Here is a 22925-nt window from a genome sequence, read left to right on the forward strand (position 1 = left end):
CCCGGCGGCGGTGATCAGGCGTCGGGGGGCAGTGCACCGCCCCGGCGTGATTGGATTTCCAGCGCCCCGCACCGACGCGGAACGCCGGTGCGCAAATCCTACGAACAACGAGGTGATCCGTGGCCCCGCCGAACCTCACCCAGGACCAAGCCGAACAGCGCGCGGCGCTGCTCGACGTCGAGTCCTACGTGATCGAACTGGACCTCTCCGACGGCGCGAACGGGCCGGACGTGCGGACCTTCGGTTCCACCACGACGGTGCGGTTCCGCAGCGCTCGAACGGGGGCGTCGACCTGGATCGATCTGATGGCCGCCCAAGTGCACGGGGCGACGCTCAACGGAGTCGAACTCGACGTGTCCGGCTACACCGAGGACACCGGGCTGGCGCTGCCGGAGCTCGCCGCCGACAACGAGCTCGTCGTGCGCGCCGACCTGCGCTACACCAACACCGGGGAGGGCCTGCACCGCTTCATCGACCCGGTCGACGGCGGCGTGTACCTCTACAGCCAGTTCGAGACGGCCGACGCGAAGCGGATGTTCACCTGCTTCGATCAGCCCGACCTGAAGGCGACCTACCAGATCACGGTGCACGCGCCCGAATCCTGGAAGGTCATCTCCAACGCCGCAGCCGAGATCACCGGTTCCGGCGAGCACCGCACGCACGTCTTCGAGACCACCCAGCCGATGTCGACCTACCTGGTCGCGCTGGTGGCCGGTCCCTACGCGGAGTGGCGCGACGAGTTCCCCGGCGAGGACGGCCAGGCCCCGATCCCGCTGGGGCTGTACTGCCGCGCCTCGCTCGCCGAGCACCTCGACGCGGAGCGGCTGTTCACCGAGACCAAGCAGGGTTTCGCCTTCTACCACAAGGCATTCGGCGTGCCTTACCCGTTCGGCAAGTACGACCAGTGCTTCGTGCCGGAGTTCAACGCCGGAGCCATGGAGAACGCGGGCTGCGTCACGTTCCTCGAGGACTTCGTGTTCCGCTCGAAGGTCACCGGCTACCTCTACGAGCGCCGCGCCGAGACCGTGCTGCACGAGATGGCGCACATGTGGTTCGGCGACCTGGTGACGATGCGCTGGTGGGACGACCTGTGGCTCAACGAGTCGTTCGCCACCTGGGCCAGCGTGCTCGCGCAGGTCGGCGGCACCGAGTACACCAGCGCGTGGACGACCTTCGCGAGCGTCGAGAAGTCCTGGGCGTACCGCCAGGACCAGCTGCCCTCCACGCACCCCGTCGCCGCCGTCATCCCCGACCTGCAGGCGGTCGAGGTCAACTTCGACGGCATCACGTACGCCAAGGGCGCCTCGGTGCTCAAGCAGCTCGTCGCCTACGTCGGGCTGGAGAACTTCCTCGCCGGGCTGCGCGTGTACTTCGAGCGGCACGCGTGGAGCAACGCCACCCTCAACGATCTGCTGCTGGCGCTGGAAGAGGCGTCCGGGCGCGACCTGTCCTGGTGGAGCGCGCAGTGGCTGCAGACCACGGGGCTGAACATGCTGCGCCCCCGGTTCAGCACCGACGACGAGGGCCGGTTCACCGAGTTCACCGTCGTGCAGAGCGGCGCCCGGCCCGGCGCCGGTGAGCACCGCACCCACCGGCTCGCGATCGGCGTGTACGACGACGATCCCGCCACCGGCCGGCTGGTCCGCACCCACCGCGTCGAACTCGACGTGAGCGATGAGCGCACCGAGGTCCCGGATCTCGTCGGCGTGCACCGCGGCAAGCTGGTGCTGGTCAACGACGACGACCTCACCTACTGCACGATGCGGCTCGACCCCGAGTCGCTGGCCACGCTGATCGACCGGATCGGCGACATCGAGCAGTCGCTGCCGCGGGCGCTGTGCTGGTCCACGGCGTGGGAGATGACCCGCGAGGCCGAGCTGAAGGCACGGGACTTCGTGAGCCTCGTGCTGGGGCGCTCGCCGGAGTCCGGCATCGGCGCGGAGAGCGAGATCGGCGTGGTGCAGCGCGTGCTGCTGCAGACGCAGACGGCGCTGGCCTCCTACGCGGATCAGGACTGGCAGCCGGAGGGCTGGAACCGGTTCTCCACCCGCATCCTGGAGCTCGCGCAGGCCGCGGAGCCGGGCTCGGACCACCAGCTGGCCTTCGTGAACTCGCTGGCGTCCTCGGTGCTCGGCGAGGAGCAGCTCGACGTGGTGCGCGGCTGGCTGGACGGGTCGGCGCCGCTGCCGGGGCTCACCGTCGACACCGACCTGCGCTGGTTGCTGCTGCAGGCCCTGGTCGCGCACGGCGCGGCGGACGAGGCGGAGATCGACGCGGAGCTGGACGAGGACCGGACGGCCACCGGCCGGCGCAAGGCCGAGCGGGCGCGGTCGCTCATCCCCACTCCGGAGTCCAAGGAACGCGCCTGGCAGCGCGCGGTGCACGACGACGAGCTGCCGAACGCCGTCAGCGACTCGATCATCGCCGGGTTCCAGCACCCCGGGCAGCGTGAGCTGCTGGTGTCCTACGTCGAGCGCTACTTCGCCGAGATCGACGAGGTGTGGCAGCGGCGTTCCAGCGAGCGCGCGCAGCCGACGGTGATCGGGCTGTTCCCGTCGTGGGCGGTGCGGCAGAGCACCGTCGACGCCGCGGACGCCTGGCTGGCCGGGGAACGTCCGGCCGCGCTGCGCCGGCTGGTCTCGGAAGGCCGGGCGGGCATCGTGCGAGCTCTCGCAGCCCGCGAGTTCGACCGCTCCTGAGCACTGACGAACGGGGCCGGACCGATCTGATCGATCGGTCCGGCCCCGTTGTCGGTTTCAGGACCCGTTGCGCATCGGTCGGGCGCCGTCTTGTCGACGACGGAGCCGCGCAGTGGTCGCGGCTCTGATCAGCGTTGCGTACCCGCCGTGTCGGAGAGCATGCGCAGTGCGCTGATCAGGCCGTCGATCAGTTCGCCCTCCCGGAAGGAGGCGACCATGGTCATCAGTGCCAGCTGGCAGCTGCGGTCGGGCACGCGGCGCTTCGACTCCGCGCCGGTGACGATCTCGACGGCGCGTTGCTGCGGGGACACCGCCAGCAGCACGCCCTCTTCCGCGCGGGGGCCGAGGTTGGCGTGCAGCGCGGCGGCGGACTCGCGGGTCTCCTCGCCGAGGTCGCCGAGGTAGATGGCGAACTCCAGGCCGGTGCTGCGGCTGGAGAGGGTCAGCGCCTCGTCGAGCCGGGCGAGCTGGCCGGTGCTGAACGGCAGGTGCCGTCCCTCCGGCTTGACCCGGCGCGCGATGGACAGCCGACCGGTGGCCGTCACGGCCTCGCCCGCCGCCAGTTCCTGTTCACCGGATCGGTTCGCGCCGGTGATCTCACCAGTTCCCACGTGCGCCTCCCCGGTCGGTGCTGTGCGTGTGCTCAACGGCGTCGGAGGCCGTCTCGGCCGAGTCCAGGTCACCCGGCGGAGCCGTGCTCACACCTGCCGGATTGGCAACCCAGAACACGGGAGCGAACTCCCAGTCCTGGCCTGCGCGATAACGGGTACGGGTCAGACTCGACCGGAAGGCGATCACCGTGACCAGGAGGTACACGGTCGCTGGGATCACCGCCAGCACGAGGAAGGTCTCCACCACAGTCACGCTCAGCACGGTAGCCGATCACGCCGCCGCATGGGATGACACCACCTCGGCCGGTCGTGTTCGCGCGCGATCCGCGGCCGGGTGGATCTCGCGGGGAGACTCGAGCTCGGCGAAACCCGGCCCTGTGGACGAACCCAGGGTAGTCGTCGCGCGATTGCCGACGGGAAAGCGGAGGATTCCCTCCGCTGAATCTTCACTACCTGCGAAAATGCGTGAATCAGCTGGTTCGGCAAAACGGCCCGGCCCGAAATCCGGTATGCCGCATACGTGGTGAATCGCCGCCGCGAACCTCGCGAAGCCGTGCGAACAACCGCTCAATTCCTAGTAAAAATCCCATACCGCCGAACGAGTGAACGAGCACCGTTCTTGACACGAACGCGGATTCATGCGAGGAAGCTCCCATTGAGCCCACCGGCCGCTCCAGGTCGTCACCGCAGCCCAGAAACCGCCACTGCGCTGCGAATTCACTTCGCACTTCCGCCCCGCCCGCACCTCTCGGACACCGACGGCGACCCTTTCGCCCGCCGATCCCGACGCCGACGGCCGGAATGCGACACCTGGCTACGACAGGTAGGCAGCACGCATCAGTTCAGTGACTGAAAGTGACCACTCCGGCCCTGAGCAGGACAGGGGCTACCGAAAGTCACTAGTCAAGCGTGTTGCGCCTCACGTAATGTAACTCTTTTAGAGTAATCAGCGCCGCCGAATGGAGCCCATCCAGAAGGTCGCAGCAGGCGGCAAGTTGGCGGCTTGTTTGAAAGCTCCCGCGCTTCTAGTTTTTCACCTGTATGGGTCTTGCATATTTGATCACTAGGCCCATAACTCGTCTATTAGCCTGCGGGAGGCACACCATGTCGATCATCGAAACCGCCGCTCGGCGTAATGTTGGCACTAATTCCTTCAATGCGCAGCCCCTTGTTGAACACGGTGCGCACACAGCCACTGGCGTCCGCATCAGCGGCACCGAACGCGGCGTCCGCATCAGCTCAGTCGACCGCGGCGTCCGCATCAGCTCACAAGCCGGCGTGCGGATCAGCGGTTCCGGGCGCGGCGTGCGCATCAGTTCCCTCGGTGTCCGCATCAGCGGTGAACAGCGCGGGGTCCGGATCAGCTCACAGGCAGGCGTGCGGATCAGCGGTATCGACCGCGGCATGCGCATCAGCGGAGACCACGGATCGAGGCGTCCCGCTGCGCGGCATGGCGTCCGCATCAGCGGACAGGACCGTGGCGTGCGGATCAGCCGGGCCGAGCGAGGCGTCCGCATCAGCGGAGCCGACCGTGGCGTGCGGATCAGCGGCGAACAGCGAGGCGTGCGCATCAGCGGTGAACAGCGCGGGGTCCGGATCAGCGGTGAACAGCACGGGGTCCGAATCAGCGGCGAACAGCGCGGGGTCCGGATCAGCTCACAGGCAGGCGTGCGCATCAGCGGAGACCACGGATCGAGGCGTCCCGCTGCGTGGCATGGCGTCCGCATCAGCGGACAGGACCGTGGCGTGCGGATCAGCGGCGCGGATCGCGGAGTGCGAATCAGCGCACGGCACGGAGTGCGGATCAGCGGCCAAGACCGTGGCGTGCGGATCAGCGGGGCCGTGCGAGGTGTCCGCATCAGCGGCGAACAGCGTGGCGTCCGCATCAGCGGAGCCGACCGCGGCGTCCGCATCAGCGGCGAACAGCGAGGCGTCCGCATCAGCGGAGCCGACCGCGGCGTCCGCATCAGCGGCCAAGACCGCGGCGTGCGGATCAGCGGACGGAGCGCCGATCAGCTCGCCGCGGTGGCCTGAAGTGCTCCCAGCATGGTCACGCCGCGGATTCGCCCAGGTAAGGCAGCCACAGCGGGTCCGTCTCGGACAGCCCCGCGATCAGCCGCCAGTGCCTGCCGCGCGGTGCGTGCGGGGCCACCGGCAGTTGCCAGCCGAGTTCGCTGAGCGTCTTGTCGGCCTTGCGGTGGTTGCACTTGGTGCAGCAGGCCACGCAGTTCTCCCACTCGTGCGGCCCGCCTCGGCTGCGCGGCACCACGTGATCGATCGTCTCGGCTCGAACGCCGCAGTACACGCAGCGATGCCCGTCGCGGTGCATTAATGCGGAGCGGGTGAGCGGAACCCGGCCTCGATAAGGCACCCGTACGAAGTTGCTCAGCCGGATCACCGACGGCACCGCATGGCTGCTCGTCGCCGAGTGCAGCGTCATGCCCGCCGAGTCACCGTGGACGACCTCCGCCTTACCGCAGACCAGCAGCACGATCGCCCTGCGCAGCGGAAGCGCGGTCAGCGGTTCGAAGGTCGTGTTGAGCAACAGCACCCGCCGCTTGCGCCACGGGGGTACCGGATTGCCCGACTGCACGCTGGGCTGGACCGGTGCTTGGCACAGCCCTGCCCGAGACGCGAGCCCTGTGGCCGCGCCTGTCGGAGTCGGTATTCGGTCGTGCACGCGACCACCTCCACCGGTTGGCAAGAACCAGTCGACCACAATCGACACCCCGAACGCACGTGTGATTCACCACGTGCTAGCCAGTCGCGCTCGCGGTACGAGCCCGCTGTCGCGACGGTCCGGAAGATCGATGAGCCGACCGGCACCACTGCCGTCGATCGTATGGGCTCCGGTGTTGATCGTTCAGGGTGAATTCGGTGAACGCCGCCGCCGAACCGTCACCACCGGCGCGCGCACCCGTATCGTCGGCGAACGTGACGAAGGTTCAGCCGCCCCTGTCTTATCCGCACGCCGAACGCGCCGACACGGTCGATGACCTGCACGGCAGACTGGTCCCCGATCCGTATCGCGGTCTTGAGGACCCGGCCGACCCGCGTACCGAATCCTGGTCGGCAGCGCAGGACGAGTTCGCGCGGGCGCGGCTCGACGGACTTCCCGGACGCGCGGAGATCGCGCGACGCCTGACGTCCCTGCTCGCGGCGGGGTCGGTGTCGGCCCCGGTATGGCGGGCCGGGCGGGCGTTCTTCACCCGGCGTGCACCGGGCCAGGAGTTCCCGGTGCTGTACCTGCTCGACGAAGACGGTTCCGAGCGGCCGTTGATCGATGTCACCGAGCTGGACCCGTCCGGCCTGACGACGCTGGACCGCTGGTCGCCGAGCTTGGAGGGCGACCGGCTCGCCTACCAGGTCTCGGTCGGCGGCGACGAGGAGTCGCTGCTGTACGTGCTGGACGTGGCCACCGGTGAGCTCGTCGAAGGGCCGATCGACCGCTGCCGCTACTCGTCGATCTCCTGGATGCCGGGCGGCGCGGAGTTCTTCTACGTGCGACGGCTGCCCCCGGAGGCGGTGCCCGCCGGCGAGGAGCAGTTCCACCGCCGGGTGTGGCGCCACCAGGTCGGCAACCACCCGGACGACGATCTGCTGATCCACGGCGACGGCCTGGAGCACACCTTCTACTACGACGCCCGGGTCTCCCGGGACGGCCGTTGGCTGCTGATCCACGGCAGTCCGGGCACCGCGCGGCGGGACTCGATGTGGATCGCGGACCTGTCCGCGGGCGGCGAGCTCCGCCAGGTCGTGGACACCTCGGAGGGCATCCGGGCCTCGGCGTGGGTGGAGCGCGACGGCAGGCTGTACGTGCAGACCACGCTCGACGCCCCGCGCTGGCGGCTGTGCGTCGCCGACCCGGAGGCCCCGGAACCGGCGAACTGGCAGGAGCTGATCCCCGAAGAGCCCGATTCGGTGCTGGAGGCGGTGCGCTGGTTCGACGACGGCACCGACGATCCGAAGCTCGCGGTGCTGCGCACCAGGCACGCGGTCTCCGAACTCGCCCTGCACGATCCCGTCACGGGAGAGCGCACCGACGAGGTGCCGCTGCCCGGAACGGGGCAGATCACGGCGCTGACCGCCGTCGACGAGGACACCGAGGGCGACTGGGATCGGCTGTGGATCGGCTGGACCGACTTCGCCACGCCGCCGTGCGTGCAGCTCTACACCCGGGCCTCCGGTACGACCCGGCAGGCGCGGCGCGCTCCCGGTGCGGCCGAGCTGCCCGAAGTGCACACCTCGCAGGTCGAGTACACCTCCGAGGACGGGACCACCGTCCGAATGTTCCTGCTCACGCCCACCGCGGAACCGGATCACCCCAGGCCCGCGATGGTCACCGGTTACGGCGGGTTCTCGCTGTCCATGGAACCCTCCTACTCCCCCACCGCGCTGGCCTGGGTCGCCGCCGGCGGAGTGTGGGCGTTGCCGTCGCTGCGCGGCGGCGGTGAGGAAGGTGAGGCGTGGCACCGCGCGGGCATGCGCGAGAGCAAGCAGAACGTGTTCGACGACTTCCACGCCGCGGCGGAGCACCTGGTGGCCACCGGCTGGAGCTCGCCGCAGCAGCTCGCGATCACCGGTGGTTCCAACGGCGGCCTGCTGGTGGGGGCGGCGCTGACGCAGCGCCCGGACCTGTACCGCGCGGTGGTGTGCTCGGCTCCGCTGCTGGACATGGTGCGCTACGAGAAGTTCCTGCTGGGCCGCACCTGGAACGACGAGTACGGCACCGCCGACGACCCGGAGGAACTGGACTGGCTGCTGTCGTACTCGCCGTACCACGCGGTGACCGAGAACACGGCTTACCCGTCGGTGCTGTTCACCGTCTACGAGTCGGACACGCGGGTGGATCCGAACCACGCGCGCAAGATGTGCGCGGCGCTGCAGCACGCGACCGGTTCGGATCCCGCGCAGCGGCCCGTGCTGCTGCGCAGGGAGACCGAGGTAGGACATTCCGCGCGTTCCGTGTCGCGTACGGTAGGCCTGGCGACCGACCAGATCGCCTTCCTAGCGGAGGCCACCGGGCTCCCCCTCGCCTGAGCGGTCGCCACTTCTGACAACCAGTCGCGGAAGGCCTGTGCCATGTCGGCGCACGGCCGGCTGCGGGAGCTGCGGACGGCGGGGCGTCCACAGCTCCCGATCCTCAGCCGGACGGCGCCTTCGATGTGGTCACCGGCCTTCGGCGGCGCACACAGGTCGACGCAACACCCGAGCATGGAGATCCCCGACCCATGACACCCCCGCTGTTAACCCAGCCCGACTGCGTCCACGACGACGGCAGCTGGTGCCAGACCGTCTCCCGCTGGACCGGCAACGACTGGCTGGCGATGTACTCGGATCTGCTCATCGCCAAGCCGCTGAACATCCTGCTGATCGTCCTCACCGCGTTCCTGGCGCGCTACTTCGTGCACCGCACGATCACCCGGCTGACCCGGGGCAACGGCGGCAAGACGCCGAAGCTGCTGACGCCGCTGAAGGAACGTCGCAACGAAGCCGCGGGCATGGCGCTGCTCTCGGAGCGCCGCGTGCAGCGCGCCCGCACGATCGGTTCGGTCCTCAAATCGCTGACCTCGTTCCTGATCTTCGGCTTGGCGTTGATGTACGCGCTCAAGTCCCTCGGCATCGAGCTCGCCCCGATCCTGGCCTCCGCGGGTGTGCTGGGTGTCGCGGTGGCGTTCGGCGCGCAGAACCTGGTCCGGGACTTCCTGTCCGGGATGTTCATGATGGTCGAGGACCAGTACGGCGTGGGCGACATCGTCGACCTCGGTGAGGCCGCGGGCACCGTCGAGGCCGTCGGGCTGCGCGTCACCACGCTGCGCGATCTCAACGGGACCGTCTGGTATGTGCGCAACGGCGAGATCCTGCGCGTCGGCAACTCCAGCCAGGGCTTCGCGGTCGCCGTCGTGGACTTCCCGATCTCGCACACGAGCTCCGTCGAGAAGGCGATGGAGGTCGCGACGCGGGTCGCCACCGAGGCCGCCTCCAGGGAACCGCTGTCCAAGGACGTGATGGATCCGCCGGAGATGCTCGGCGTGGACCAGATCACCTCGGACACCATCACGCTGCGCCTGACCGTGAAGGTGCGACCCAGCACCCAGTGGGCCGTGCAGCGCAGGCTCCGCGTGGCGATCAAGCGCGCCTACGACGACGAGGACATCCAGCCGCCCTACCCGAACGGAAGACCACAGATCGACTCGGCCCAGGTATGAGCACCGCCACCGGCAGGGGAGGATGGAACGTGTGAGCGCACCGGAGACCTTCTACGACCAAGTCGGCGGCGAACCCACCTTCCACTTCATCGTGGCCCGGTTCTACGAGGAAGTGGCCAAGGACGAACTGCTGCGCCCGCTGTACCCCGAGCAGGACCTGGGTCCCGCCGAGGAACGGCTGCGGCTGTTCCTCATGCAGTACTGGGGCGGCCCGCACACCTATTCGGATCGCCGGGGCCACCCCCGGCTGCGGATGCGGCACGCACCGTTCAAGGTGGGGCCTGCGGAGCGGGACGCGTGGCTGCGCTGCATGCGGATCGCGGTGGACGAGGCCGAGCTCAGCGACGAGCATCGCGAACAGCTCTGGCAGTACCTGGAGATGGCAGCGCAGAGCATGATGAATTCGTGGTTCTAGGAGCCTGATCGTTTGTCATGAACGCACCAGTGGGGGACTCGCGAGCGGCTTCGGCCGCCCCGTGGTGGAGCGATGCGGTCTTCTACCGGGTGGATCTGCGGTCGTTCGCCGACGCCAACGGTGACGGCGTGGGAGATCTCGACGGCGCCCGGCTGCGCCTGGGGTATCTGGAGCTGCTCGGCGTGGACGCGCTGTGGCTGACGGCGCTGACGGCGAGCCCGCTCACCGACCCGGCGCGCGGCCGCGGCGTTGATCCCGTGCTGGGCGAGCTGGAGTCGTTCGAGTCGCTGGTCGACGAGGCGCACGCCTCGGGCCTGCGGGTGGCGATCGACGTGGCCGCGCAGCGCGATCTGGTCGACCGGATCGGCACCGACGGCCACGAGGTGTTCGCGACCTCGGTGCGGTTCTGGCTGGATCGCGGCGTGGACGCCCTGCGGGTCGCGGTCGCTCCCGGCGCGGGAGAGCCCGCCGGTGCCGCCGTCCGCGAGGTCCTGCGCGAACTCGCGCCCATCGCGGCGGACTATCCGGGGCGCGGCATCGGGGTGCTGATCGACGAGTCGTGGTTCGACAGCTACGCCGACCACGCCGGCTGGGACATCGGCATCGATCTGCGGCTGGGCCGCACCTTGTTCGACGCGGCGGACCTGCGCGAGGTCATCACCCGGATGCTGTCTTCGGCGGAGATGCTGGGAGTGCCCGCCGTGTGGGTCGTTGCCGGTGAGGACCGGACGCACCCGGTGACCCGGTTCGGCGGTGGCGCGTCGGGCGAAGCGCGGGCGCGGGCGCTGGCACTGGTGTCGCTGGGCCTGCCGGGAATCGTCGGCCTGGACACCGGTGAGGAACTGGGTTTGCCGACCGCCGGAGGTTCCCGCTCCGCCTCACCCACGCACGGCCCGATGCCGTGGGAAGGCGACGAACCGTCGTTCGGCTTCTCACCGGTGCCGGGCGGCTGGTGGCCGATGTCCGAAGAGTGGGCGCCTTACACCGTGGAGGCGCAGCTGGAGGATCCGGACTCGACGTTGTCGCTGTACCGGAGTGCGCTGGAGTTGCGCAAGGAGCATCCGGCGCTGCGCGGCGACCAGGTGTCGTGGTTCGGAGCTCCGCCCGGCTGCCTCGCGTTCCGCAGGGAACCGGGCGAGCTCACCTGCGCGTTGAACGCTTCGGCGGAGTCGGTGACGTTGCCGCCGGGTGAGGTGCTGCTCGCCAGCGGTCCGCTGGAGGGCGATCGCCTGCCGCCGAACACCGCGGTGTGGCTCATCTGACCATTCCGGCCGCGTTGACCTGATCGCAGTGCCCGGATGGGCGGTCTCCTCGTGGTTCCGGTGGATCGAACGGATCATCCGGCGACGCCCGTTCAGCCGAACAGGCCGTTCGCGATCGCCTCGTCCTGGCCGCGAGGTTCCGGGCGAACGCGCAGGCGGAAGCGGGTACCGACGATCTCGGAACGGCGCACCGGACGCACTGTCCGACCGTGCGACGAGTGCGTGATGACCGACGGGTAAGTTGTGCAACGCCCGAGTTCCGCCTTCAGTCTCTTTCAGGACGTCATGACCGCAGCGAGCCCGGCACCTCGCCACGAGGCCCAGCGCCGTGATCAACTCCCCCGGACAGTCCGCGGTAACCGGCTGCTCGGTGTGGACCTGGCCCGATTCGTCGCCATCTTCGGCATGTTCGTGATCCACTTCGGTGCGCCGTTCAGCGGAGGCTTCGTCGAGATCGGTCTGGCGCAGGCCTCGAGCGGCCGCGCGACCGCGTTGTTCACCTTCCTCGCCGGGGTGTCGCTGGCGATGCTCACCGGCCGCAGAACTCCGCTGACCGGCGCCGCGTTGCGCGACGCGCGGGTTCGGGTGGCGATCCGCGCAGTGCTGCTGCTGATCATCGGACTGGCGCTGGCGAAGGCCACGGATGCGACGGGCTTCCTGCTCACCGTGATCATTCCGTTCTACGGCGTGTACTTCCTGCTGTCGTTGCCGTTCCTCGGATTGGGGCCGCGCGGCACGGCGATCGCCGCGGCGATCCTCATCGTGGGCGGGCCGCAGGCCTCATACCTGCTGCGCAGCTCACTCGCCGGGAACAACTCGGTGTCGGTCGTGGTGGGGGCGATCAACTCCGTCGACCCGGGGCGGCTGTTCGCCGACCTGGGCGTGCTGGACCTGACGCTGCTGGACTTCTACCCGGCGGCGACGTACCTCGCGCTGGTGCTGGCGGGGCTCGCCGTCGGCAGGCTCGACCTGCGGTCCCGCGCGGTGCGGCTGCGGCTGGGCATCTGGAGCGTGCTGGCGGCAGTGGTGACGTACACGACCTCCGCGCTGCTGGGGCTCGTCGCGGGTCCGCCGCCGGAAGTGCTCACCGAAGGCACCGTGCCGATCGAGCACCCGCAGTTCCTGCTGGCGGCCCGCCCGCACAGCGGCTCCTCCTTCGAACTGCTCGGCTCGCTGGGCGTTGCCGTGGCGATTCTGGTGCTGTGCCTGGAATTGGCGGACCGCTACGAACGCCCGCTGCTCCCGCTGATCAAGGCGGGGACGATGGCGCTCACCCTGTACGCGCTGCACGCACTGGTGATGGCGTGGCAGATCGTCACCGGCGGCTGGCCGATGAGCGGAGTCCCGGAGACGCTGGACAACCTGGCGAGCATGGGACAGGCGGCCACCTGGGTCCCCGATCTGCCCGCCTTCCCGCCGGACGGGCACCGCCCTGAAGGCATCGTGGGGTTGGTGAACACCTACATGTCGGAACTGTTCTTGGTGTTCTCGCTGATGTTCGCGACGGTGTGGAAGCGGTTCTTCCGGCGTGGGCCGTTGGAGGGTGCCGTGAGCACAGCAGTCAACTGGTGCACTGATCGGTTGAGCAGTCGTTCGTTGCACGGCTCGTCTGTCTGAGGTGGTCGGGTGGCGGAACCTCAGTTGGTCTCTCGCTGCGGGATCTTTTTCCCAAGTGGCTCCGCCACGAGGGAAAAAGCTGTCCTCGCGAGAGACCAACTGAGAACCCGCCGGTGGTCACCTTCTTGACGTGGGCTATGTGCTTCGCACATACAGGCACGGCCTCCGGCCGCAAGGCAAGCGGGGCTTCGCCCGCCCTTCGCGGACTCCGCCGCCAAAAGCACGGCTACGCCGCAAAACACGGCCTCCGGCCGCAAGGCAAGCGGGGCTTCGCCCGCCCTTCGCGGACTCCGCCGCCAAAAGCACGGCTACGCCGCAAAACACGGCCTCCGGCCGCAAGGCAAGCGGGGCTTCGCCCGCCCTTCGCGGACTCCGCCGCCAAAAGCACGGCTACGCCGCAAAACACGGCCTCCGGCCGCAAGGCAAGCGGGGCTTCGCCCGCCCTTCGCGGACTCCGCCGCCAAAAGCACGGCTACGCCGCAAAACACGGCCTCCGGCCGCGAGGTGGGCGGGCTTCGCCGCCCTTTGCTTGTCACATGAGTAGGGGGAGCAGGGCGTGGCGGCGGCGGACTACGGCGCCGAAGCGGGAGTCCAGGCGCAGCCAGGAATCGGTGGCGCTGACCCGCACGATCTCCGAATCCGCCGGGTCCGAGACCAGGAAACCCATGCCGGACAGCACGAACAGGCAGCGCAACGGGATCTTCACGTCCAGCCCGGAACCGCTGACCGTGAACACCTCCTGATCGAGCAGTGAGGCAGGCGGGGTGCCCTTCGGACCCACGTTCTCCTTCGCCACGCCGATCCCGCGGTCGGCGACGTCCACGACGAGCTTCGCGGGCAGGTCGTCCACCCGCCGCCAGCCTTCCGGCGGCGGCAGCTCGGAACGCCACATCAGGTCCCTCGGCGGGCCAGGATCCATCTTCGGGCCGCCCGCGACGGTCAACGCGGCCAGCAGTTCGTTGCCGGACACGGTGACATCGGCTGGGTCCGCCTCGCCCTCCACCGACCGCGTGCACAACGCGTCGAACGGCGTCGCCGCCCACACGTCGATGCGGCCGGTGTCGCGGCGGTTGCGCAGCCGGATCGCCGTCTGCGAGTCCAACCGCACCGAACGTGCCACGAACGCGCCGAGGTCGTCGCGTTCCACCGAATCCGGCATGCGCAGCTCAGGCACGGTCCTGCCCCACTTCCGACGAGGCCAGCGTTGCCTGCCACTCGGCGAGGAACGTCCGCTCGTCTTCGCTGATCCTCCGCGGCGACCCGGCCTTGAGGTCGTAGGGCACCATGACAGTCTCGGCGGTGGCGACCTCCGCGGAACCACTCGTGGACGCCGAGTAGTCGATCACGAACGAGGCCGCTTTCAGGTCCCGCACCGACATCCGCACCTGCAAAGTGCCCGCCGAGTGCGCCACTGGAATCCGGTAGTGGACGGCGAGGCGTGCCACGACCATGCCTTCGGCCATGCCGAGCAGGCCCTGCCTGCCCGCTTCGGTGAACAGCAGCTGCACCCGGGCCTCTTCCAGCAGCGTCACCGTCCTCGCGTGGTTGACGTGCCCGAACGCGTCCATGTCGGACCAGCGCAGCGGAACATCGGCTACGAACGCACCCACTCGTCGGTGTCCTTCCGTGGTTGTGGCTGAGACCTACCCGGATCGTAGTCCGATCGCCGGATCGAACCATCGGCCTCGCACCCCGAGCCTCGCACAGCGGCGGAGCCGCTCCGCACCACCCGCACCGAAGAAGGGGCGGGCCTGCCCGGCCCGCCCCTTCTCGCTCACTTCGATTCGCCCCGTACGCACCACCTCAGCGCGGCGCACGGGAATCCGGCATCACCGGACCATGCTGCGCAATTGACGCGTGGCCACCGACAACGTCGCCAGATCCAGGCTGCCGGAGCGCTTGATGGCCTCCAGCGACGTCCTCGCCCGCCCGATCCGGGAAGCGTTGGTGGCCTCCCACTGGGCGATCTTGTCCGCCGCCGGTTCCTCCGGGTCGCTGGTGCTGAGCACGTCGATCGTCAACGCCCGCAACGAGGCGTAGAGGTCGTCGCGCAGCGCCAGCCGGGCCAGCGAATGCCAGCGGTTGCCGCGTTCCAGCCCGTTGACCGCCAGCAGCAGCCGCTCCATGTCGAGGTGCTCGGCGAGCATGTAGTACAGCTCCGCGCTCTCCCGAGGGCTGCGTTCCGGGCTGAACCCGGTGTCGCGTTCGGCGAGCTCGGCGACCTCGGTGATGTCCAGCAGCGCGTAGGTGTCCAGCAGCGCCCCGACGCGTTCCGCCAGGTCGGCGGGCACGCCCTCGGACATGAGCCGTTGCGTCGTCTCCTGCGCCCCGCTGGCGGCCCGGCCGTGCAGCATGCCCGGCACGCTCGCGGACAGTTCGGCCACGACCGGCCGGAACCGGCTGATCTCCGCACCGATCGCCAACGGCTGCGGCCGGTTCGACAGCAGCCAGCGCGCCGCCCGGTCCAGCAACCTGCGGACCTGCAGCACCATCTCGTCGGCGACCCTGCTGGGCACCACGTTGTCCAGCTCGTCGATCCGCCGCCACAGGTCCGGCAGGTCGTACACGCCGGTGACCACGGCGAACGCCCGCACCGCGTCGGTGGCGGTGGCGGAGATCTCCTCGGACAGCCGGTACGCGTAGGACACGCCCGCGCCGTCAACGACCTCGTTGACCAGCAGCGTCGAGGTGATCTCGCGGCGCAGCGGGTGCGCCGGGATCGCGTCGGCGTAGCGCTCCCGCAGCGGCTTCGGGAAGTAGTCCGGCAGCCGCCCGCTGAACGCGTCCGCGTCCGGCAGATCGCTGGCCAGCACCTGAGCTTTCAGCGACAGCTTCACGTGCGCCATCAGCGTCGCCAATTCCGGCGAGCTCAGCCCGGTTTCCTTCTTCTCCCGGTCGCGCAGCTCCTTCTTGCCGGGCAGCGCCTCCAGTTCGCGGTCGAGGCCGTTGTCCTCCAGCGCGGTGATCTGCCTGGCATGCACCGACACCATCTCGGCGGCGTGCGCGCGGGAGATGCCGAGCACCGCGTTCTGCCGGTAGTTGTCGGCGAGCACCAGCTCGGAGACCTCGTCGGTCATCTCCGCGAGCAGCTCGTTGCGCTGCACGTCGTCCAGCGTGCCCTCGGAGACCAAGTGGTCCAGCAGGACCTTGATGTTGACCTCGTGGTCCGAGCAGTCCACGCCCGCCGAGTTGTCCAGCGCGTCGGTGTTGACCTTGCCGCCGGCACGGGCGAACTCGATGCGCCCGAGCTGGGTGAGGCCGAGGTTGCCGCCCTCACCCACGACCCGCACCCGCAGTTGACCGCCGTCGACGCGGACCGCGTCGTTGGCCTTGTCCCCCACGTCGCCGTGCGTCTCGCTGCCTGCCTTCACGTAGGTGCCGATGCCGCCGTTCCACAGCAGGTCGGTGGGAGCCTGCAAGATCGCCTTGATCAGCTCGGCCGGTGGCAGCGCGGTCACCGAGTCGTCGATGCCCAGCGCGGTGCGGACCCGGTCGCCCAGCGGAATCGACTTCAGCGACCGCGACCACACGCCGCCGCCCTCGCTGATCTTGCCGCGGTCGTAGTCGTCCCACGTGGATCGGGGCAGGTGGAACAGCCTGCTGCGCTCCGCGAAAGAACTCGCCGCGTCCGGTTCCGGGTCGATGAACACGTGCATGTGGTTGAACGCGGCGACGAGCCGGATGTGCTCGGACAGCAGCATGCCGTTGCCGAAGACGTCACCGCCCATGTCGCCGATGCCGACGACGGTGAAGTCCTCGCGCTGGGTGTCCACGTCCAGCTCGCGGAAGTGCCGCTTGACGCTCTCCCAAGCGCCCTTCGCGGTGATGCCCATGGCCTTGTGGTCGTAGCCCACGGAACCACCGGAGGCGAACGCGTCACCGAGCCAGAAACCGTAAGAACCGGCGACCTCGTTGGCGAGGTCGGAGAACGCCGCCGTGCCCTTGTCCGCGGCCACCACCAGGTACGTGTCGTCGCCGTCGTGCCGGACGACGCCCTGCGGCGGATCGACCTCACCGGCGACGAGGTTGTCGGTCAGGTCCAGCAGGCCGGAGATGAACATGCGGTAGCAGGCGATGCCCTCGTTCAGGTTCGCCTCCCGGTCCTTGCCGGGATCACCGGTGGGCAGCGGCGGCCGCTTCACCACGAAGCCGCCCTTCGCGCCGACCGGCACGATCACCGCGTTCTTCACCGCCTGCGCCTTGACCAGGCCCAAGATCTCCGTGCGGAAGTCCTCCTGCCGGTCCGACCAGCGCAGCCCGCCGCGCGCGACGGAACCGAAGCGCAGGTGCACACCCTCCACTCGCGGCGAGTACACGAAGATCTCGTACTCCGGCCGCGGCTCCGGCAGGCCCGGGATCTCCTTCGGCTCCAGCTTCATCGCCAGGTAGGAGCGAGTGCCGTCGGTGTAGTAGTTCGTGCGCAGCGTCGCCGTGATCAGGCTCAGGTAGCTGCGCAGGATCCGGTCCGCGTTGAGGCTGGTCACATCGTCGACCAGCCGGGTGATCTGGGTGCGCAGCTCCTCCTGGTGCGCGTCGCGGTCGTCCGCGGCGAGCTTCGGGTCGAAGCGCACCTCGAACAGCCGGGTCAGCGCCACCGTCGTCGCCCGGTGGGTGAGGATGACGTCGGCGATGAACTCCTGGCTGTAGGGCACGCCGGTCTGGCGCAGGTACTTCGCGTAGGCGCGCAACACCGAAGCCTGGCGCCAGCTGAGCCCGGCGCGCAGCACCAGCGAGTTGAAGCGGTCCACCTCCGCCTCGCCCTGCCAGGCCGCGCGGAACGAGTCCTCGAAACGTTCGCGCAGCGTGTCGAGCCGTTCGGCGCCCTCGGTGTCGAGCAGCCCGGCCTCGAGCCGCAGGCCGAAGTCGTAGATCCAGCACCTTTCGCCGCCCTCGGGCACCACCTCGTAGGGGCGCTCGTCGACGACCTCGACGCCCATGCTCTGCAGCACCGGCAGCACCCGCGACAACGTCACCCGCTCACCGGTGACGTAGATCTTGAAGCGGCGCTCGCCGGGCGCGGCGTTCTGCGGCGTGTAGAACGACATGCGCAGGTCGTGCTCATCGGACAGGGATTCCAGTTTCCACAGGTCCCGCAGGCCCTCTACCGCGCTGAAGTCCTCCTTGTAGGCCTCGGGGAACGACGCGGCGTAGCGCTGGGCCGCCTCGCTGGCGGCCTCCGAGCGGCGCACCCGGCGCGGTTCCTCGGTGTCGGCCGAGGCGATCTCCACCTCGGCGACCATCTGGTCCTCCCAGGTGTGGATCGCTTCGGACAGCCGCTGCTGGATGCGAGCCAGGTCCGGTTCCGGGGCGTCACCGCCGGGCTTGGTGTGCACCACGAAGTGCACGCGGGCCAACGCCGACTCCCCGACGCGAGTGCTGTACTCCACGCTCGCGCCGCCCAGCTCGGCCAGCAGCACTTCCTGCATCGCCAACCGGGAACGGGTCGTGTAGCGATCCCGCGGCAGGTACACGAGGCAGGAGAAGAACCGGCCGTACGGGTCGCGGCGCACGAACGGCTTGAGCTTGCGGCGTTCCGCGAGCGCCAGCACCCCGGTCACGGTGTCGCGCAGCGTCTCCAGGTCCGTGGAGAACAGTTCGGTGCGCGGGTAGTTCTGGATCTCCTCCAGCATCCGCTGCCCCGAGTAGGACTCCAGCGGGAATCCCGCGCCATGAATGGCTTTGCGCACCCGGCGCTCGATGAACGGAATGTCGAGCACGTTCTCGTGCAGCGCCGTGGTGGTGAACAACCCGAGGAAGCGGTGTTCCCCGCTCACCTCGCCGCCGTCGTCGTAAGTCAGCACACCGACGTAGAACGGATGCACCGAACGGTGCACTGTGGACGGTGTGCTCGCCTGGGTGAGCACCAGCGGTTCGCCGGACCCGGTGCTGACGAGCACGTCCGGCCCGGTGGTGAGGTCCTGCGCGGCGAAGCTGTCGCTGCGCAGCACGCCTAGCCCGGACGCCAGCACCGGGTTCAGCTTCGACCGGCCGTCCTGCTCGGCGAGTTCGTTGTGCCGGTAGCCGAGGAAGGTGAAGTGCCCCTCGGCGAGCCAGCGCAGCAGCCCCGCGGCGTCCTGCGCGTCGCGGCCGCGCCGCCCTTCGAGCTCGTCGGCCACCGAGCGGACCTTCGCCAGCATCCGCTCGGTGTCCTCGACGACCTCCCGGACATCGCTGAGCACGGTGAGCAAACCCTGCTCCAGCGCCTGCAACCGGTCGGCGTCGGTGATCCGGTCGACCTCGGCGAACATCCACGACTCCGCCAGCGCGTCCTGCGGCGGCGCTCCCGGATCGGCCTGCGGCAGCACTTCGAGCAGCTCGCCCGCCGCATCGCGGCGCACCACGACGATCGGGTGGATGATCCGCTGCACTTCGGCGCCGTGCCGGGTCAGCTCGGCGATCACGCTGTCCACGAGATAGGGCATGTCGTCGGTGACCAGCTGCAACACGGTCGCCGAGTTCCGCCAGCCATCCGGTTCGAGACTGGGATTCACGATCCGCACCAGCGGACGGCCCGCGGCTCTCACACCGGCGAGCTCGTAGTGCGACTGCAGGGACGCGACCAGCTCCGCCGGTTCGTCGCCCGCGAGTTCTTCGGCAGGCACGTGCCGAAAATAAGTACGCAACAGCTCGCCGAGCCCCCCAGCGGCTTCGACGGCACGATCCAGCAACCAGGCCTTCGAGGCCTCCGGATTCTCGATTACGGCCGGCCTGACCGTGTCGGCGTCAGGAATAGCGGATCGGGGTTTCGAGGTCATCTTCAGCTGCTCCACGCTTGGACGGCACCGCGTTGTGCCAACACGGATTCCACCCTAAGCCTGCCAGGCCAAGGGCGGATCAGGTGGGAGCGGCATCGCTCCCGAGGGGAACTCCGGCACAACGTTCAGTGGCCCCAGGAAGTCCAGGGCTCGTGGTGCGACGCGGGCCGCCGATGGCGTGGTGTGCCGGGCTCCTCCGGGTCCGCGTCGTGTGGATGCGGCAGGCCGACCGGGTGCCCGTCGGCCGTGGGCTGCCCGTGCTTGCCGGAAGCGTCGGCGTCGTCCTGGCCGCGTCTGCCGTTCTCGTAGGCCAGCAGCGCCTCGGCCAGCAGGTCGGCCAGGCCGACCTCGTTGCCCGGTTCCGCGCCGGCCTGTTCGGTGCCGCCGTCGCGGTGTCGCGCCAGCAGTTCCGCCGCCGATTCGAGCCGTTCAGCGGCAGGGCGGCCGGGGTCGGCGAGTGCCGAGCCGGAGGATTCGGTGCCGGTGCCCGCGGGGGCGGAATGGGCCGGGCCGAATTCGGGGCGGGTCCGGTCGAACGGGGAGGCGTCCGTGCCGCTCGGGTCGGCGAACACCGATTCGGCGTAGGACGTCCCCGTGTAGTGGGGCTCGGAGTAGGACGGTTCGGACAGCGCTCCCAGGTTCGGGGGCAGCGCGCTCGCCGAGTCGGTCGTTCTCGGCGAGCCGAGCGGGTCCGGAGTCCCGGTGGATCGCGTCGAACTTCCGCCCCAGGGCGCGGAAGCCCACGGCGGTGCCTCCGGCACGGGAGTGTCCGACTGCTCATCGGGGTCGGCGTGCCGGGCTCGGCGCCTGCCGCCGGAGGGCGGCTCCGGGACGGTCTCCTGCCGGTCGCCGCCGAGGTAGGAACCCAGGTACCGGTCCGCCCACGACGCCCCGGACCGTGGCGGCTCATCGGTCTGCTCACCCGGCGCGTCCGCTGCCGCCCGGTGCGCGGAGTCCTGCCCCGTGCCCTCCCGGCCGTGGCGTTGCATCTCGGCGAGGCTTTCGCGGATCTCCGCGAGCGACCGGCCGCGGGTCCGGCGGCCCTGCTCCTCGTACGGCTCCGAGGCGGCTCCGCTGAAAGATTCCGGGGTGGCCGGGGCCGGATCCGCGGACCAGCGCTCGGGTCCGCGGGACAGAGCGGAGTCGTCGAGGTGCTCCACGGCGCCGACCTGCTCCGAAGGCTTCGGTGGTTCGTCGTCCGACATGGAGATCACCGGCATGATCGCGGTGACGTCCGGCGGAGCGACCGGCTCCGCGGTCGGGCGGTGGTCCCACGGGGCGCTCATGTCGGGCGCGGACTCCGCCGGTTCTTCGGCGGCGGTCTCCCGGCGTCGCCCACCGCGAGTGCCGAACTCCGGGAAGTCGTCGGCGCTGCTGCCGGGACGCGATTCGGCGGTGTGAGGTTCGGCGCGGCCAGGTTCGGCGCTGTCGGGTTCGGGCCGGTCCGGTTCGAAGCGGGCCGATCGGCCGGATCCGAAGTCGTAGACCGGGAATCCCTCGCCGAACGGCGCCGCGGTGACTCGTCCGACCGGGACGTCCACGCCGCCGTGGCGGCCCGGTGCCTCGTCGTCGGTGGACGGGTCCGGTTCCGGCGCACGTCGCTTGCCGCCGGATCCCGCGGTCGTCGCGGCGGGGTCCTGCTCCGGCACGCGGGGCTGGGGCATCGCGGAACCCGAGGTGTCCGAATCCGGTGCCGGACGGCCCGAATCGGCGGCTTCCGGGGACGGCCTGCGGTCGTCGGCGACGCGGCTGGTGAGCGTGTCCATCAGCCTGCGCGCGGCGTCCCGCACGCTGCTCTCACCCGGCTTGCGGTACTCGTCGAGCGGGTCGCCCTCGGAGAGCTGCTGCGCGGACGCTTCCGGCTCGGGGTCCGGCTCCGACCATGCGGCCTCCTGCGGTGCGACCGGAGTCGGGGGCTGGAAAGTCGGCGGCTGGGAACTCGGGGCCTGGGAAGTCGGCGATTGGGAAGCCTGCGCCTGGGATTCGGATTCCGCGATGCGCTGCGGGCGACCGGTGCCGTCGGCGCGGCGTCGTCCGGCGGTCTGTCGCGGCGCGGGAACGTCGGTGCTCGCGTCGTGCGCCTGCGCATCGTGGGCACCTGCGTTGCGCGCCACGACGTCGTGCGGTTCGGCGGTACGTGATCGCCAGGTGCGTTCGGGAGCGGATTCCTCGGGCACGGCGACCGATTCGGCCTCTTGCCGGGAATCCGCATCGGCTACGGGAGCCACCGGAGTCGCGCCGGCGACGGGGACGGCGGCCCGCTCCGCTCCGCTCGCCGTGGCCGGATTCGAGGTCGCCAGCGCCGGAAACTCCTCCAGCAACCGGACCCGCGCGGAGTGCACCGCGGCACGCCACCGCCGATCCGCCGCGTACGCACGGCGCAGCGTGGCCAGCGCCTCGACGTACTCCTCGGCCCGCTCATGCGTCTGGGAGGACATGCTCAGCGATTCGGTGAGCAGGCAGTCCAGCTTGTGCCGTTCGGCGTTGGCCGCCGCGTCGTTGAGCAGCCGCACCGCGGCGGCGAGCTCACCGGAGGGCAAGTGCACACGGGTCGCCAATGCGAGCCGCAACCACCCCGACGGCCCGGCCGCGGCCGCCCGGACGGGAGTGCGGATCACCGGTGAGGCCGCCTCGACGGCCTCACCGCGACGTCCCAGGTCCAGCAACGAGTGCACTTGTTCCAGCACCAGGCGTGCCCGGAGCTCGCCGCTCTCCGCGGCGGGATCGCCGAGCCGGTCCAGCAGCGCCAGTCCCGCTTCGGCGGAGCGGGCCGCCTGGTCGAAGTCCCCATTGCGCCGCAGGTGCCCGGCCCGTGCCGTGCGCACCCGCGCCAGCAGCAGCCTGCTGGTGTCGCGGTTGAGCTCGGTGGCGGCGGCGTAGAGCCGCTCGGCTTCGTCCAACGCCTCGGAACGTTCGGCCTCCCGCTGCTTGCCCGGCAGCGCGGCCGCCAGTTCCAGCAGCGCGTGCGCACGCAGCGACGGCTCGATCCGCTCGCGCTCCAGCACCGGCTGCAGCACGCGCAACGCGACCTCGTACCCACCTGCCGTACGAGCGCAGCAAGCCAGCTCGACGCGCAGCTCCGCGGCGATCTCGTGATCACCCGCGCGCTCCGCGTCGCGAACGGCCGTGATGGCCCGATTGGTCACCGCGACCCCGTGCCCGAGGCGGTTGGACGCGAACAGCGCCACCGCCTCGGCACGGAGCCGCAGCGAACGATCACCGACACGTCTGGCCTGTGCAACGGCCTGATCGCCGAGCACCAAGGCAAGCTCGGGAACCCGCCAACGCATCTGCCAAGCGGGTTCGAACAACTCTTGCGCACCGCCCGGTTGAGCTCCGTGCATGCTGGCCAAGACG

General features: G+C 69.9%; 14 protein-coding genes. 7 read left to right on the forward strand and 7 right to left on the reverse strand.

The features are described from left to right. The first annotated feature begins 119 nt into the window (after positions 1-119). The gene (gene pepN, locus H2Q94_RS24575; protein ID WP_243789536.1) at positions 120-2699 is read left to right on the forward strand and encodes an aminopeptidase N; all 2580 of its coding nucleotides are present in this window, start codon (positions 120-122) and stop codon (positions 2697-2699) included. 128 nt (positions 2700-2827) lie between these two features. Here pepN and H2Q94_RS24580 read toward each other — a convergent pair whose 3' ends face one another. Further along, the gene (locus H2Q94_RS24580) at positions 2828-3310 is read right to left on the reverse strand and encodes a DUF5130 family protein (protein WP_243789537.1); all 483 of its coding nucleotides are present in this window, start codon (positions 3308-3310) and stop codon (positions 2828-2830) included. Further along, positions 3297-3563 (reverse strand): aa3-type cytochrome oxidase subunit CtaJ, encoded by a 267-nt coding sequence (gene ctaJ / locus H2Q94_RS24585; protein ID WP_243789538.1) that lies wholly within the window; start codon positions 3561-3563, stop codon positions 3297-3299. The genes H2Q94_RS24580 and ctaJ overlap by 14 nt, the downstream gene beginning before the upstream one ends. 851 nt (positions 3564-4414) lie before the next feature. Between ctaJ and H2Q94_RS24590 the strand changes: the two genes are divergently transcribed. Further along, on the forward strand, positions 4415-5344 hold the full coding sequence (locus tag H2Q94_RS24590) for a right-handed parallel beta-helix repeat-containing protein (RefSeq protein ID WP_243789539.1): 930 nt from the start codon (positions 4415-4417) through the stop codon (positions 5342-5344). 16 nt (positions 5345-5360) lie between these two features. Here H2Q94_RS24590 and H2Q94_RS24595 read toward each other — a convergent pair whose 3' ends face one another. Further along, a complete protein-coding gene (locus tag H2Q94_RS24595) occupies positions 5361-5930 on the reverse strand; it encodes an HNH endonuclease (RefSeq protein WP_243795895.1) in 570 nt (189 codons plus the stop codon). 314 nt (positions 5931-6244) lie between these two features. Between H2Q94_RS24595 and H2Q94_RS24600 the strand changes: the two genes are divergently transcribed. The 5 genes from H2Q94_RS24600 (at position 6245) to H2Q94_RS24620 (ending at position 12813) form a co-directional block, all read left to right on the forward strand. Continuing rightward, a complete protein-coding gene (locus H2Q94_RS24600) occupies positions 6245-8350 on the forward strand; it encodes a prolyl oligopeptidase family serine peptidase (protein ID WP_243789540.1) in 2106 nt (701 codons plus the stop codon). Positions 8351-8541: 191 nt separating this feature from the next. Beyond that, the gene (locus H2Q94_RS24605) at positions 8542-9519 is read left to right on the forward strand and encodes a mechanosensitive ion channel family protein (RefSeq protein ID WP_243789541.1); all 978 of its coding nucleotides are present in this window, start codon (positions 8542-8544) and stop codon (positions 9517-9519) included. Positions 9520-9541: 22 nt separating this feature from the next. Beyond that, a complete protein-coding gene (locus H2Q94_RS24610) occupies positions 9542-9934 on the forward strand; it encodes a globin (RefSeq protein ID WP_243789542.1) in 393 nt (130 codons plus the stop codon). A 17-nt stretch (positions 9935-9951) separates the two neighbouring features. Beyond that, the gene (locus tag H2Q94_RS24615) at positions 9952-11196 is read left to right on the forward strand and encodes an alpha-amylase family glycosyl hydrolase (RefSeq protein ID WP_243789543.1); all 1245 of its coding nucleotides are present in this window, start codon (positions 9952-9954) and stop codon (positions 11194-11196) included. A 285-nt stretch (positions 11197-11481) separates the two neighbouring features. Continuing rightward, positions 11482-12813, forward strand: a complete 1332-nt coding sequence (locus H2Q94_RS24620) for a heparan-alpha-glucosaminide N-acetyltransferase domain-containing protein (RefSeq protein WP_243789544.1) — start codon at positions 11482-11484, stop codon at positions 12811-12813. 532 nt (positions 12814-13345) lie between these two features. Here the strand turns inward: H2Q94_RS24620 and H2Q94_RS24625 are convergent. The 4 genes from H2Q94_RS24625 to H2Q94_RS24640 all read right to left on the reverse strand — a co-directional run bounded on the left by H2Q94_RS24625 (position 13346) and on the right by H2Q94_RS24640 (position 22921). Beyond that, a complete protein-coding gene (locus H2Q94_RS24625; RefSeq protein WP_243789545.1) occupies positions 13346-13987 on the reverse strand; it encodes a DUF8010 domain-containing protein in 642 nt (213 codons plus the stop codon). After that, the gene (locus tag H2Q94_RS24630; protein WP_243789546.1) at positions 13980-14423 is read right to left on the reverse strand and encodes an acyl-CoA thioesterase; all 444 of its coding nucleotides are present in this window, start codon (positions 14421-14423) and stop codon (positions 13980-13982) included. Before H2Q94_RS24630 ends, H2Q94_RS24625 begins: the two co-directional genes overlap by 8 nt. Before the next feature lie 219 nt (positions 14424-14642). Then, positions 14643-19568, reverse strand: a complete 4926-nt coding sequence (locus H2Q94_RS24635; RefSeq protein ID WP_243795896.1) for an NAD-glutamate dehydrogenase — start codon at positions 19566-19568, stop codon at positions 14643-14645. A gap of 125 nt (positions 19569-19693) precedes the next feature. Beyond that, complete coding sequence (locus H2Q94_RS24640; protein ID WP_243789547.1) at positions 19694-22921, reverse strand: ATP-binding protein; 3228 nt, start codon at positions 22919-22921, stop codon at positions 19694-19696. Between the last annotated feature and the right edge of the window lie 4 nt (positions 22922-22925).

This window comes from Saccharopolyspora gloriosae, from assembly GCF_022828475.1.
Lineage (GTDB): Bacteria > Actinomycetota > Actinomycetes > Mycobacteriales > Pseudonocardiaceae > Saccharopolyspora_C > Saccharopolyspora_C gloriosae_A.